The organism is Sphingobium aromaticiconvertens (genome assembly GCF_037154075.1).
Taxonomy (GTDB): Bacteria; Pseudomonadota; Alphaproteobacteria; order Sphingomonadales; family Sphingomonadaceae; genus Sphingobium; species Sphingobium aromaticiconvertens.
The window spans coordinates 880,169-894,439 of sequence record NZ_JBANRJ010000001.1 but is presented as its reverse complement, the minus strand read 5'-3'; the positions used below and the strand labels follow the sequence as shown (position 1 = coordinate 894,439).

The following is a 14,271-nucleotide window of genomic DNA, read 5'->3' as shown; positions in this document are numbered from 1 at the left end:
CGCTGGCGTTTGTTTCACCGCATTCGGATTGATGGGCTTTTCGGGTTGAAGGGCTGGGCTCGGAGTTCTGCGGCGCTGCCGCATGGGCTACGTCGGCGCAGGCTTCAGCCGGAGAACGAGGGCGCGGAACAGGTCGGCATCCGGACAGGCGGAAGCGAAGGCAATGCGGATGCGGCTAGCACTTTCTACGACGCGCGCAGCGACCTTGAGCAGCCGCAGGCGCAAGGTGGTAAACTCCGCGCTTGCCAGAGCAGCGGTCCTGGGCATCGCCTGCTGGATGCGCCATAGCAGCCAGTATGCGGCAGTGTGCAGTATCAGGCGCATCTGATTGGCATTGGCCGAGCGGCACGAGGTTCGGTCGCTGGCGAGCTGGGACTTGTGGCGCTTGATCAGGTTCTCGGCCTGACCACGCGCGCAGTAGAGCGTGTCGTAGATGTGCTCGGCCGATCCTGTTGCCAACGAGGTGACGACATAGCGGATGTCCATGCCCAGCGTGCTGGCCTCGATCCGTGCAACGACGCGACGCTGGCACTTCCAGGTCTTTGCCCCATAGCGGGTCTCGGCATAGTTGCGCAGGACGGGACACTGACGCTGGGCGCGCTTGACCGCGCAGGCATCGGCGACCGCAACAATGGCGGGATCGGCGCGCAGCGCTGAATTGGTGGGCAGGCCGAACACGTAATCGACGCGGGCCGCATCGCAGTAGGCCATGACCTCGGGTCGACCATAGTGCCCGTCGCCGCGGATAGTGATGTGGGTATCGGGCCAATTACGGCGCAGGTGACGCACCAGGCGTCGGATGTGCCCCGCCGCCTCCTTTCCAGAAGGCGTCTTGCCTGTGCGCAGCAGCATGGCCACCGGCCTGCCGGTCGCGGTGTCGTAGATATGGATCGGTAGGAAGCAGCGCTCCCCATGATGCCCGTTCCAGAACGAGAGCTGTTGATAGCCATGCACGACGTCGCACGTGTCGTCGATATCCAGCGTGACCGCTGTCGGAGGGGCGGGATAGCTGGCGCAGTAGATGTCGATCATCGCGGCCATCATGCTGGCCAGTTCGCGCGTAGTCGGTGCATTTTCCCACCGGCTCATCGTCGGTTGGCTGGCCAGCCCCGCGCCCGATTCCGGCAGCTTGCCGAGCGCCAGGCGGAAGCCTGGATCGTCGCGCAGAGCATCGAGATCATCGGCATCCTCATAGCCGCACGCAATCGCGAACACACGGGCACGCAGAATGTCATCCAGGCGATGGATCACCCGCGCTGGATCGCGCGGATCGGCAATACAAGCCGCCAGGCGCTGGCAAATCCCCATCGCGCGCTCGGCCTGTGCAAGCAGTAGAACACCGCCATCCGAGGTAAGCCGGCCACCGTCGAACGCAGCTGTGATTTTCTTGCGGCCGACTGCTGGGAATCCAAATGAGCTTGCGATATCATCGTTCATGGCGGGTGTGGCCCGTGGCATTTTCTGCCCTGCGGCAGGTTCGGCTTAGACACCCAGTTCCTAATTCAGATCAGAGGCTTACGCCACTCCCGCCAACCCTTCAGGACACTTTTGGTGAATAAGGCGGGCTAATGGCCGACGCCCTATTCAACAAATCCAATAAGCGGCTGAATATTGAGCATGGCAAAAATGCCAAAATTCTCTTTAAATTCAGTAATTTAAAAGAAATTGGCGGAGAGGCAGGGATTCGAACCCTGGGTACCGTCACCGGCACGCCGCATTTCGAGTGCGGTGCATTCGACCACTCTGCCACCTCTCCGCAGAAGGTCGGAAAAGCGTGCGAAAGCCATGCTTTGCTCGCCGACCGACCAGGTCGAGGGCGGCCATTAGCGGATGATGACGTCCTTGCCAAGAAGGCTTTGCCTATTTTTCTTGTCTGCGCCACCAGCAGTCCTACATAGTATATATGACTAACGCGATTCAGCCCTTCGGCACCGGCATAACTGCTCCTCCTGTAGCCCATGCACGTTTCAACATCGGCGATGTCCTTATGCATCGCATGTTCGGCTTTCGCGGCGTGGTATTCGACATCGATCCCGTCTTCGCCAACAGCGACGAATGGTATGAGGCCATTCCGCAGGATATGCGCCCGGACAAGGGCCAACCCTTTTATCACCTGCTCGCTGAAAATGGCGAATCGAGTTATGTCGCCTATGTCAGCCAGCAGAATCTGGTGGCTGACGACAGCGACGAGCCGGTCGATCATCCGGCGATTGCGGGCATGTTCGGCGCCTATGAGCATGGCAAATATCGGCTGCGCCCCCGCCACCGCCACTAGCCCTGCCGGGACTAGGCCTCTGGGCGAAGGGCTTCGCGCCCGTGGCCTGATTGCGCCCCTGGTCGCGTTCCTGCTGGTGGCGGCCGCTCCGCCGGTGGCAGGCCCGAAGCCCGACCCCAGCTTTCCCTTTTCCAACGAGATCGAGGCGTTCGCCCGCGCCAACAGCGCCGGACCGCGACTGTCGGATGCCACGCTTTTCATCGGCAGTTCCAGCATCCGCCTGTGGGATGTCAGCGCCAGCTTTCCCGACATCGGCATCGTCAATCGCGGCTTTGGCGGGGCTACGACCCCTGATGTGCTACACTATTACAAGCGGCTCCTGCCGCCCACTCCACCCACGAGCGTCATCGTCTATGTGGGTGAAAATGACCTGGCCACGGGCGCTTTGCCGGACAAGATCGCCAAGGACATATTGATCCTGCTCAGTCGCCTGCGCGCCGATTACCCGCGCGCGCGCATCGCCTTTCTCTCGCTCAAACCCAGCCCGATCCGTTGGACGCTCTGGCCGCGCATGATGGAGGTGAATGCCATCGTCGCCGCGCGGGCAGGCAAGGATTTCGACTATATGGATGTCGGCAAGGTATTGCTGGCGCCCGACGGCCTGCCCGACGCCCAGTTGTTCCGGCCCGATGGGTTGCACATGAACCCGCGCGGTTATGCGCTTTGGACGCGGCTGGTCGATGCCTGGCTCGACACCCTGCCCACGCCACGGACCGTCGCCATCTCTCCTGCAAAAACGCCTGTGATCCCTTCCACCCTTGCCCCATAGTGGCACCAGATCACTTTCCGATTGATCCACGACCAAGTAATATTATTACGAGTCCTTTCGGCAAGAGCGACAGAACCCCAGGGGGAGCATCCAGATGACCACAGCGACAGGCCCGACCACGGCCGCAGGGGGACAAGCGGAGCTGACGCTGCGCGGCGTCATATTGGGTGCGCTCATCACCCTGCTGTTCACGGCGGCCAACGTCTATCTGGGACTGAAGATCGGCCTGACCTTCGCCACGTCGATCCCCGCCGCAGTCATCTCCATGGCCGTGCTGCGCCTGTTCGCGACCGGCACGATCCTGGAAAACAACATCGTCCAGACCATCGCTTCGGCGGCTGGCACGCTCTCGGCCATCATCTTCGTACTGCCAGGACTGGTGATCGTCGGCTGGTGGCAGGGGTTTCCCTATTGGACGAGCGTGATGACCTGCGCGCTGGGGGGCATATTGGGCGTCATGTATTCGGTGCCGCTGCGCCGCGCGCTCGTGACTGGCTCCGACCTTCCCTATCCCGAAGGGGTCGCCGCCGCCGAAGTGCTGAAAGTCGGCGCGGGATCGCGCGAGGGGCTTGAGGAAAACAAGCGCGGACTCTCCGCCATCATCGCCAGCACCCTTGCTGCCGCCGCCTTCACCATCCTCGCCAAGATGCGCATCCTTGCCGAGGAAGCCGCGACTTTCTTCAAATTCGGCGCAGGCGCAACCAGCGTCTCCGCCAGTTTCTCGATGGCCTTGATCGGCGTCGGCCATCTGGTCGGTCTGTCGGTCGGCATAGCCATGTTCGTCGGGCTGCTCATCAGTTGGGTCGGCATCGTCCCCTATCTCACCTCTCCGCTGCCCACGGGCGTCGATCTGTCAGAGGTCGTGGGCACCACCTTCCGCATGAAGGCGCGCTTCATCGGTGCGGGCACGATTGGCGTCGCCGCGATCTGGACCCTGCTCAAGATACTCGGCCCGATCATCGGTGGCATCCGCTCGGCGATGGCGGCGGCCAGCGTGCGCAAATCGGGTGACGGTGGCCTCCTCGAACTGACCGAGCGCGACCTCCCGATTGGCATCGTCTTTGGCACCATCATCGTCTCGTTGCTCCCTATCGGCGCGCTGCTGTGGAGCTTCGCGCAGGGCGGGCCGATCGCCGACCATGCAACCATCGTCATCGGCGGCACCCTCCTCTATATCCTGATCGCGGGCATCATCATCGCCTCGGTCTGCGGCTATATGGCGGGCCTGATCGGCGCGTCGAACAGCCCGATCTCGGGCGTCGGCATCCTCGCAGTACTGGGCGCCTCGCTGCTGCTGGCCGCCATCTATGGCCAGAACAGCGCACCGGGGCAGAGCGAGGCGCTGGTCGCCTATGCGCTGTTCACCACCGCGATCGTCTTTGGCGTCGCCACCATCTCCAACGACAATCTTCAGGACCTCAAGACCGGCCAGCTAGTCGGCGCGACCCCGTGGAAACAGCAGCTCGCGCTGATCCTGGGCGTCATTTTCGGGTCGTTGGTCATCCCGCCGGTGCTGGACCTGCTCAACAGCGCCTTCGGCTTCGCGGGCGCGCCCGGTGCTGGTCCCAACGCCCTGCCCGCCCCGCAGGCCGCGCTCATCTCCGCGCTGGCGAAGGGCGTGCTGGGCGGCGATCTGGACTGGAGCCTGATCGGCATCGGTGCAGGGATCGGCGCCGTTGTCGTCGTCATTGACGAACTGCTGGGCAAAGCGGGCAAGCTGCGCCTTCCCCCGCTGGCCGTGGGCATGGGCATCTATCTGCCGATGGCGTTGACGCTGCTGATCCCGGTCGGCGCGGTCATCGGCCATTTCTACAATCGCTGGTCGCTGCGCCAGGCCAACCCGGAGTTCGCAGAGCGCATGGGCGTCCTGATGGCGACCGGCTTCATCGTCGGTGAAAGCCTGTTCGGTGTCGCCTTTGCCGGGATCGTCGCGGCCACCGACAGCGATGCGCCGATGGCGATCATGGCGGAAAATCCGTGGGGCGTCCCGCTGTCCGTGATCGTTTTCGCAGGCGTCATCGCCCTGCTTTACGCCCGCCTTCGCAACGCCGTGACAGCACCGCTCGCCTGACATGAGAAAGGGGACCGCGCCCCGGCGCAGCCCCCTTTCCTTTCATTTGTTCCAGATCAGAAGGCGTAGCGCGCCATGATCTGGAAGACCGGGCCGGCCTTCTCGCTTTCCAGTTCATATTCGTCGAAGTTGCGATCCATCTGGTCTTCCAGATTGTCGAACTTGTTGAACGTTTCGCGCTTCTTGCCGTTCAGCAGGTTGGAGCCGACCGCGCGGATGGTGAAGGTCTTGCCGAACCGCTTTTCCACAAAGACTTCCAGGTCCGCGCCGTAGCGGGTCGTCACTTCCTCGGCGATCACCCGGCCAAAGGCTGAACCCTGCTTGCGATAGGTCGCGCCAAACGCCGCGCCCGCCTGTGGGAAGTTCTGGATAAAGCCGAAATTATAGACATATTTCGACTGGTCGTTGAACCGGCGCTTGCCCAGCACGTCCTTCACTTCGCTGTCCAGCCAGGAAACGTTTCCGAAAATGCCCGTGTCCGGCAGGCCGATAAAACCAAGGTCGCTCGACAGGTCGAATTCGACGCCATAGACCTTGCCGTCACCAACATTCTGCGGCTGATACACAAAAGCGCCCTCGCCTTCCGATCCTTCCAGCGGTTCTCCCGTTATGGGGTCCAGCAGGGTCGTCAGTTCGATCAGATCCTTGACCTTGCGGTAGAAGAAATTGACGCCGACGATGCCGCCGGTGCCCATGCGATGCTCATAGCCAAGGTCGAAGCCCCATGCTTTCTCCGGGTCGAGCTTAGGATTGCCAAGCAAATCACTGTCACCCACGGCCTCCTCGAAGATGGCAGGCGTAATATAGTTGAACTCTGGCCGGCGCAGCGTGCGCGCGACCGAACCGATGATCCGGTCGCTCGGGGTCAGCGACAGCTTGAACGAAGCCGACGGCAGGAAGGCGTCATAGTCGTTCTTCTGATTTTGCAGTTCCGGGTCGACCGTATAGTCGTTGATCCGCACCTTCGTATGCTCGTAGCGCAGGCCCGCTTCCCACTTCAGCATACCGCTGTCACCCTCGACCAGGGCAAAGGCGTCGCGGCGCTTTTCCTTGATGCGGTTGTCGCCGCCGTCGCTCGGTTCCGTTTCCTCGAATTCGCCCGCCAATTCAGTGGGATTGCGCTTGAACTGATCCCAGGTGACGCTGCCTGTGCCTTCCTGCTCGGCCTCAAAGATACCCGTGCGGCGGGTCTTGTCCTGATAATAGCCACCGAAGACGAACTTCATCGTGTCGTTGAGCGGGATTTCATGCTCCAGCTTGACCGAAAATTCCTGGTCCTTGATGTCATTCGTCGTCAGCGCGCCCTGGAACTCCGGCAAATCCCCGGCATCGACATCGAAACCAATCTCATATTCGGTCTCGCGGCGATCCTCGATGAACTTGGCATAGCCGACGCGCACCGACGTCTTGCCCGCCGACCACTCCTGGGTCAGCTTGCCGTCGATCGTGTAATTTTCCTGGTCGATCTTCGCGACATTGGCATTGTCGCTCAGCAGGTTGCCGACCGGGACGGGACCGGTGGTGGCGGTCGCATCATCATATTCGAAGCTGCGCTCGGTCTCAGTCCGGTCGGTCTTGACGTAAAAGCCGCTCAGCTTGAAATTGGTGCTGCCCGCATCGATTTCATAGGTGCCGTTGAAGCTATAGTCCTTGCCGTCGCGGGTGTCGGTCTGGTCTTCACGATTATCGAAATCGTCGGTCGCATAATCCGGATTATTCTCCGGCGAATCGCCGTAGCGCAGGCTTTCCTTCTTCTTTGGATTGTGCCGCCCTTGCAGGTTCGCGCCCAGCAGCAGGCGGCCGGGGCCGACTTTGCCGCCCCAGACCAGACCCAGGCTCGGCTCAAGTTCCTTATCATTATAGCGCAGGCCACCGGCGCGGATATAGCCCCCGTCCAGTTCATAACCGTCGCGCAGATTTATGTTGAGCGATCCCGCCACCGCGTCACCGGTGCGGCGGGCGGAGGATGAGCGCACGATTTCTACGCTGGAAATCAACTCGGCCGGGATACGGTCGAGAAAGAAGCTGCGGTCGGCGCTGGCGCCCGGCACGCGCTCGCCATTGATCAGGATCTGTGTATAGCCCGGCGGCAGGCCACGCAGGCGGGGTGCGTCGCTTTCGATCACGTCTGACAGGAAGGTCACGGACGGCACGCGCTTCAGCGCATCACCGGCGGTCAGCGGTTCGAAGCGCTGGAAATAGTCGGTGCCATATTTCAGCACGGGTTCCGGCGTGTCGGTACGATCGCGAAAGCCGATGCCACCATTGACGACGATGTCCTTCGACGTAACGATCGGTCCATCCGTGCGCCCTGCCTCATCAGCAGGCACAACGTCTTCCGCGTGCGCCACGCCAGCAATCAAAGCAAGCGATGCACAGCCAAACATGAGCCACTTATTCGCGACCATAGATTCCCCCTCATGGATATTAGAGATAGATTGACGTCCGGACGCTTTTCTTTATCCAGCCCGTCGACAACGGCCCGCTAGGAGTTCTGCGTGACTATATCGCGACGTAAATATTACAGTTCGATGATCTGTTGTTTCACTTTTATTACATTAGGAGGCTGCGCAACTTCACGGGAAGTACCGATAACGCAGCGCATCGCCAACGCCACTCCCGCCATGAATGTCACGGCGCGCGGCGAGACGACGCCGGTCGGCACCGCCAATGCGGACGCCGCCGACGATCCGGCGATCTGGCGCAACGCGGCCAGTCCCGCCGCCAGCCTGATCGTAGGCACCGACAAGAAGGCCGGACTGTATGTCTATGGCCTTGACGGCAAAGTCCGCGATTTCCTCGACGCGGGCCGAGTCAACAATGTCGACCTGAAGGACGGCGTGACGATCAACGGCCAGACGGGCATTCTCGTCGTCGCCAGCGACCGCAACGATATCGTCAATGCCAAACTCGCGCTTTTCCGCCTTGATCCCGTCACCGCAAAACTCACGGCGTTGGGCAAGGTCGATGGCGGCATGGGTGAGGCCTATGGCGTGTGCATGGGGGGCGACGCCGCTGGCCTCTATGCCTTCATCGTCCTGAAGGACGGGACCATCAATCAGGTTGCGCTCGACACGTCAGGCGCAACGCCCACGGGCCGCACCGTGCGGACCATGAAGCTGGGCACCCAGTCAGAGGGCTGCGCGGTCGATGACCGCACTGGCACCCTCTATGTGGCGGAGGAAGATATCGGCCTCTGGCGCTTCGATGCTCGCGCGACCGGCTCCACCACGCCAGTGAAGATCGCCGCCGCCGACGGCAAGAACATCGTCGCCGACGCGGAAGGGGTCGCCATCGCCCCGATCGGCGAGAAGGACGGCTATGTCCTCGTCTCCAGTCAGGGCGACAATGCCTATGTCGCCTATCGGATCAGCGATGACAGCTATGTCGGCCGCTTCCGGATTGTCGATGGAACCATCGGCGGGTCGGAGGAAACCGACGGCATCGAACTGATGCTCGGCGATTTTGGTCCAGCCTTCCCCGGCGGCCTGTTCATCGCCCAGGATGGCCACAACGCCGCTGCCGCTCAAAACTTCAAGCTCGTCGCCTGGGATGACATTGTTAAAGCGCTGAGTTTGCCCCAAAAATAGCGGTGAAGGGCGGTGGATCGCTCCACCGCCCTTCACACTTTACTTCTTGCCCGCGAACCACGCCGTCAGCGCGGGCTTCAGCCGGGCACGGGTTTCGATCCGCGTCTTGATCGTCGCGATGGCGCGATCGACCACCTTGCGCGATTCTGGCGTCAGATATTGGGTCGCATAGGCATCCAGCTTGGTCGCCATTGCCGGATCGGCCGAATTGCCGCCCAGCCGGGCCAATGCCTGACTACGCGCGGACACGTCGATCATCGCTTCATATTGCTGGCGATGGACCAGCACATAATCGACCGCCAGCATCGGATGCTCGGCACCCACCTGCCCGATAATTGCGGCGCTGGTGGTCTTGCCCGGCTCATCGGTCAACGCCAGGTCCAGCGCCTGTTGACCAAGCGTCTGATCCTTTGCCGCACCCAGCAGGCTGAACAACTGGCTCTTTTCCAGATCGCTCTTCGCCGCATTCGCCATCGCGCGCAGACTGTCCCATGTCGCCTTGTCGGCATTGGCCGCAATGATGCCCAGCCAGACATTTTTGAGCGGCCCGTCCAGCGCAGCCGGGTTGCCCGACAGCGCGGCAAAGCGGCGGTTCGCCTCCGCCACCACGGCCTTGTCACCCATGTCGCCCAGCGTCGAGATCAGGCTGCTCCGCAGCACCGGCACCTGCGCGCCCTCACCCGGCTTTGCGTCATAACCGATGGCGGTCAGCATCGGCGTCAGCTTGGCCGAGGCGTAGGCCACGACCTTCGCCTGCGCCGGATCGCCGGTCAGCATATCATAGGCACCATTGAGATAGGTCGGCACTTCCGACAGCACGGCAGGCGTCGCGGTCGCGGGCACCGCCGCGACCAGATCCAGCGCCAGCCCGACCGGCTGATAGCCCGCCAGCCCCAGTTGCCAGTTATCGGCCAGCAGGCCGGTCTGGTCGATGGACGACAGTTTCGTGAAATCCTTCGCCAGCGCCTGCACATTGGCCTGTGGATAGAGCGAACGATAATAGCCCGTCTGCCCCGCATTGACGACATAGGCGCCACAACCCGGCAACGTGACCTGCCCCTTGCCCTGAAGGATCAGCCGCTGCGGCGCACCGCCCAGCGTCTGCGCCATCACCGGCACGTTCCAGCTTTGGGGCGCCTTGTCCTTGCTGTCACGGCTATATTCGCTTTGGCTCAACGACAGGATGGTCGATCCGCCCTTGCAGGTCGCGCTCTCCACCTTGACCAGTGGGATGCCGGGTTTGCTGGTGAAGTCATGCGCGATCGCGACCAGCCCCTTGGCGCCCGCGCCCTCCACCGCTTTCCACAGGTCGTCGGTGACGGTGTTCCCGTAAGCATGCGCCTTCATATAGCTGCGGATGCCACTCTTCCACACATCCTCGCCAGCATAGCCCTCCAACATGGTGATGACGGCTTCGCCCTTCTGATAGGTGATCGCGTCGAACGCCTGATTCACCTGATCGACGGTGGTGATCTTCTGCACGACCGGATGCGTGGTCGAAAGCGAATCCAGCCCCATCGCCAGTTCGCGCCCGTCAACGCGGGTCAGCAGCGTTTCCCATGTCGGTTGCAGCTTGTCCGTGACCTTGGTCGCCATCCAGCTCGCAAACCCTTCGTTCAGCCACAGATCGTCCCACCAGGCCATGGTGACAAGGTCGCCAAACCATTGATGCGCCATTTCATGCGCCACGATCTCGTAGATGGTCCGGCGCGTGCTTTCGGAGGTGAAGCGCGGATCGACCAGCAACGCCCGCTCGAAGGTGAAGATCGCGCCCCAATTCTCCATCGCACTGAAAAACTGGCTCTGACCCGGCCCTGCGACATTATCGAGTTTGGGCAGCGGGAAGGGCGTGCCGAAATAATCATTGTACCAGGGCAGGATGGCAGCCGACGCATCGAGCGCCAGTTGCGCCTTGCCCGTATTGCCCTTGCCCGTGATGACGCCGACTTCTGTATTCCCGGCCATCTTGGTTGCGCGATCAAGTTCGCCCATGCCAAAGAACAGAAGATAGGACGACATTTTGGGCGTCGTGCCGAAAGTGACGAAGGTCTTGCCCGTCGCCGTTTTCGCAGTGCTCTTCACCGGCATATTGCCGACTGCCATCTGGCCGGCCGGGATGATGGCGGAGAGGTCGAAGGTCGCCTTGTAGCTCGGCTCGTCCCAACTCGGCACGAAGCGGCGAGCATCCGGCGCCTCGAACTGGGTAAAGAGCGCGCGCTTCGCCGCGCCTGCATTGTCGGTATAGTCAAGCGCGAACAGGCCATTGGCCTGCGTCGCGATGATGCCCGTATAGGCAATATCCAGAGTGTAGCTGCCCGGCGCCAGCGGCTTGCCGAAATCCAGCGTCGCCGTTTGTGCGTTCGCATCGACGCTTGCCTTGCCAGTCATGGCCTTCCCCTTCTCCGGCGTGATCGACACGCTTGAGAAAGTGAGGTCCGCCGCGTTCAGCACCAGTGCCGGCATTGCTTGTGTCACTGTCACCGCAATACTCACCTTGCCCGCGAACTTCAGGTTGGCGGCATCGGGCGTCACAATGATCGCATAATGGCTGGGCGCGGCTCCACGCGGCAACTGCGTCGTAATGGTCGCCGCAGGCGCGGCCTGAGCCGTAATCGGCGCCATGAGTGCCAGGGGGGCTGCCGCCAGCAGGAGGGGAAGCATTTTCACAAGAGACATGAGGCAAAAGACTCCGACAAGTCCTCGGCCGACCGGGACGGTACAGCCATGACCACACGGGATTGGCCTTTTCGTTTCACGGGTCAAGGGGGCTGGACATGCCACCATGTCGCCGGTCGAACAGCATCGGCTGTTGATCGGCAAGGCCGTTCATAATGCGCCCTGCCACGCCCTTACGGCATCAATCGGCCAGGCGAGCATCAGGACATTCAACGTCAGATTGTCCCGAATCACCCACAGCGCCAGCAACTCGAACGCCAAACCCAGCAGTACCGTGACCCAGACCGGCATCCGCGCGGCGAACAGAAAGCCCAGCGTCATCATGCCAAGGTCACTCATCGAATTGAGGATGCTGTCGCCGCTATAGCCCAGCGCAATTGTGGCTGTGCGATAGCGGTCGATGATGATCGGCGAATTTTCCAATATCTCCCACGCACCCTCGACAACGACGGCAATCGCCAGTCGCACGCTCATCGGGCGGCGGCGCAACAACCCCCAAAGCGCGGCGTAGAACAGGAAACCGTGGATGATGTGGCTAAGGCTGTACCAGTCCGACAGATGCTGGCTGTTGCCGCTGTCGAGCGCTCCATGCCACAGTTCGACAGTCCCACAGGTGCAAAGGGGCGGACGCCCCATCGCGAACAGGATTGCCACCACGACCAGCGCGATCAGCCCCGCCGCCATCCAGCCTCGCCTGTCCGTCATGCCAATGCCCCTCACAGCCTCTTGCAAAAGGCTGCATGTGACGTCACTAGCGGTCATGGCCCACAACATCCAGTCCGACCCGCATGGCTTCAAACGCCGGGGTGTTCTTTTCGTCCTGTCCTCGCCCTCTGGCGCAGGCAAGTCCACCATCGCGCGCAAGCTGCTGGCTGCCGAAACCGACCTTGCCATGTCGGTGTCCGCCACCACCCGGCCGATCCGACCCGGCGAGGTCGAGGGGAAGGACTATCACTTCGTCGATCTGGACGGCTTCCGGACGATGACCGCAAACCATGAGTTCCTGGAGTGGGCGCATGTGTTCGGCCACCGCTACGGCACGCCCCGCGCCCCGGTCGAAGCGATGCTGAAGGCAGGACAGGATGTCCTGTTCGACATAGACTGGCAGGGCGCGCAGCAGTTGCATCAGATTGCTGGCGGCGACGTGGTGCGGGTCTTCATCCTGCCCCCGTCCATGGTTGAACTGGAAAAGCGCCTGCGCGGCCGGAATACCGACAGCGAAGAGGTCATCAACGGTCGCATGGCGCGTGCAGCGGGCGAGATCGCGCACTGGGACGGCTATGATTATGTGCTGTGCAACGATGATGCCGACGCCTGCTTCGAACAAGTGCAGACGATCCTGCAAGCCGAACGGCTGAAACGCAGCCGCCAGACCGGCCTCATCGGCTTCATCCGCAAGCTCAACCGGACCTTGATGGACGATTAAATCGTGACGGATGGATAATAATCCTTCCACACGCGTTCCTTTCCCACCCTCTAAAGGGCGGGATGAGGAGAGAGCCATGATCAGAACATTGTTGGGCGGCCTGCTGGGCGGTTGCGCGCTTTATGTCACCGGCTTCATCTTCTGGGGCACGCCGTTGAGCGCCATCGCGTTCAACCGGGCCGACCCGCAAGCCAGCGCCAATCTTCAGGCGGCGATGGCGCAGGCGCTGAACAGCAGCGGCACCGGGGTCTATATCATTCCCGATCCCGCAACCGCCGCCGGGACCGTGCTATATGGCAAGGGACCGATCGGCCAGATCTTCTACAACAGCGCGGGCTTCCCGGTGATGGACGGGTCCAGCCTGATCAGCGGCTTCATTCTGGCGCTGGTGACAGGGTTGCTGATCGCACTGGCATTGCGTCTGGTATTGCCCAGCTTTGCGGCGCGGGCGCGCGCCACTTTCCTGTTCGCGATCGGCGCAGTGTTGTGGCTGCATGTCGGCCAGGCCGTGTTCAACCACGCACCCTGGGGCTACATCCTTTACCTTGCCTTTAGCGACCTCGTCGGCCTGATCGCCGCCGGTCTGGTGTCCGCGAAGTTCCTGCCCGAGGACAAGAGCGCCGCCGATCGGATCGAGGCTGACATCACGGCCAGCGAGCCGGATACGGTGCATTAGAGTTACGGCTGGGCGTTCGGATCGAGGTCCATAATCAGAGCGGGCTTACGAGCCGTCAGGTTCGGCGGCGGCCGATTGGCGATGCGTGGCCCCGGCTTGATCCGCAGCCGGGCTGCGTTGGCTGCGCCGCCCTGATGCGTGGGACAACGGGTATAGTCCATGGCCTTGTTCATGCACAGCCAGACCTCGTCCAACCATCCGCCACGCGTCGTCGTCACCCGCAGCATGTCCGCGCTTATGCCCCGATTGGCGGCGGCGAAGGCCTTGGCGAAATCACCGACGGTCAGGGACGTCCGCTTGCCCAGCGATGCCATATCGGGATAGCGGATCTGGCTGTAGAGTGTGCGCGACAGGTCGAAATATAGTTCCGGCCTGGTGGTCATGCAGGTGCCATGCTTGGCCCATTCATGCTGGATCAACTGGGCCGAGGGGGTGGCGCACAGCGTATCGCGGATCACTTTGCGCGGTAGCAGGTCGGTGGCCCGGCAATATTGCGGCCAGTCCTTCCCTACGCCATCAGGCCACAGCCCGTGCAAGGTAAAGCCGAAGCGCCCATTCCTGCCGCCACATTGAAAAGTCGCATTGCGCGGACTTCCGGAGCAATATTGCGGCGACCATGTGAGCGCCAGCGTATAGCTGCCGATGGGTAGCAGTCGCCGAGGCTGACCGGCATCCGGCAGGTCGGGCCTTGGCCGGACGATTTGCGTGGGAATGGTGCATTGCGCCACCTGCGCCAGCGCCACGCCCGGCATAATCATTGCGGCAATCAGCGACACTCCGACGAGCAT

At 62.0% G+C, this 14,271-nt stretch carries 11 protein-coding genes and 1 tRNA gene; 6 read left to right on the top strand and 6 right to left on the bottom strand.

Annotated features, from left to right (window positions below):
* Positions 1-87: 87 nt before the first annotated feature.
* The gene (locus WFR25_RS04440) at positions 88-1,437 is read right to left on the bottom strand and encodes an IS1380-like element ISSp1 family transposase (protein WP_013039775.1); all 1,350 of its coding nucleotides are present in this window, start codon (positions 1,435-1,437) and stop codon (positions 88-90) included.
* Between the two features lie 229 nt (positions 1,438-1,666).
* A tRNA-Ser gene (locus WFR25_RS04435) sits at positions 1,667-1,756 on the bottom strand.
* A gap of 147 nt (positions 1,757-1,903) precedes the next feature.
* Between WFR25_RS04435 and hspQ the strand changes: the two genes are divergently transcribed.
* From hspQ to WFR25_RS04420, 3 genes are all read left to right on the top strand, one after another.
* Positions 1,904-2,275 carry a heat shock protein HspQ gene (gene hspQ / locus WFR25_RS04430; protein ID WP_336968912.1) on the top strand — a complete coding sequence of 124 codons (372 nt, stop codon included), beginning with the start codon at positions 1,904-1,906 and terminating at the stop codon, positions 2,273-2,275.
* Positions 2,232-3,044, top strand: a complete 813-nt coding sequence (locus tag WFR25_RS04425; protein ID WP_336968911.1) for a GDSL-type esterase/lipase family protein — start codon at positions 2,232-2,234, stop codon at positions 3,042-3,044. Before hspQ ends, WFR25_RS04425 begins: the two co-directional genes overlap by 44 nt.
* A 94-nt stretch (positions 3,045-3,138) precedes the next feature.
* The gene (locus WFR25_RS04420) at positions 3,139-5,115 is read left to right on the top strand and encodes an OPT family oligopeptide transporter (RefSeq protein ID WP_336968909.1); all 1,977 of its coding nucleotides are present in this window, start codon (positions 3,139-3,141) and stop codon (positions 5,113-5,115) included.
* Positions 5,116-5,171: 56 nt separating this feature from the next.
* Here the strand turns inward: WFR25_RS04420 and WFR25_RS04415 are convergent, their stop codons facing one another.
* Entirely contained in the window at positions 5,172-7,466 is a 2,295-nt protein-coding gene (locus WFR25_RS04415) for a TonB-dependent receptor plug domain-containing protein (protein WP_336968907.1), read from the bottom strand.
* Positions 7,467-7,646: 180 nt separating this feature from the next.
* On the opposite strand from WFR25_RS04415, the gene WFR25_RS04410 reads away from it, so the two are divergent.
* Positions 7,647-8,705, top strand: a complete 1,059-nt coding sequence (locus WFR25_RS04410) for a phytase (RefSeq protein WP_336974667.1) — start codon at positions 7,647-7,649, stop codon at positions 8,703-8,705.
* Positions 8,706-8,744: 39 nt separating this feature from the next.
* Here the strand turns inward: WFR25_RS04410 and WFR25_RS04405 are convergent, their stop codons facing one another.
* Together WFR25_RS04405 and WFR25_RS04400 are read right to left on the bottom strand one after the other, a co-directional pair.
* The gene (locus WFR25_RS04405) at positions 8,745-11,381 is read right to left on the bottom strand and encodes a M1 family metallopeptidase (RefSeq protein ID WP_336968904.1); all 2,637 of its coding nucleotides are present in this window, start codon (positions 11,379-11,381) and stop codon (positions 8,745-8,747) included.
* Between the two features lie 150 nt (positions 11,382-11,531).
* Positions 11,532-12,086: a DUF2585 domain-containing protein gene (locus WFR25_RS04400; RefSeq protein ID WP_336968902.1), complete on the bottom strand. Its 555-nt coding sequence runs from the start codon at positions 12,084-12,086 to the stop codon at positions 11,532-11,534.
* A 55-nt stretch (positions 12,087-12,141) separates the two neighbouring features.
* Between WFR25_RS04400 and gmk the strand changes: the two genes are divergently transcribed.
* Positions 12,142-12,807 carry a guanylate kinase gene (gene gmk, locus WFR25_RS04395; protein ID WP_336974665.1) on the top strand — a complete coding sequence of 222 codons (666 nt, stop codon included), beginning with the start codon at positions 12,142-12,144 and terminating at the stop codon, positions 12,805-12,807.
* Positions 12,808-12,883: 76 nt separating this feature from the next.
* Positions 12,884-13,483, top strand: coding sequence for a hypothetical protein (locus WFR25_RS04390; protein WP_336968900.1), 600 nt, complete (start codon positions 12,884-12,886; stop codon positions 13,481-13,483).
* Positions 13,484-13,485: 2 nt separating this feature from the next.
* Here the strand turns inward: WFR25_RS04390 and WFR25_RS04385 are convergent, their stop codons facing one another.
* Entirely contained in the window at positions 13,486-14,271 is a 786-nt protein-coding gene (locus WFR25_RS04385) for a ribonuclease T2 family protein (protein ID WP_336974663.1), read from the bottom strand.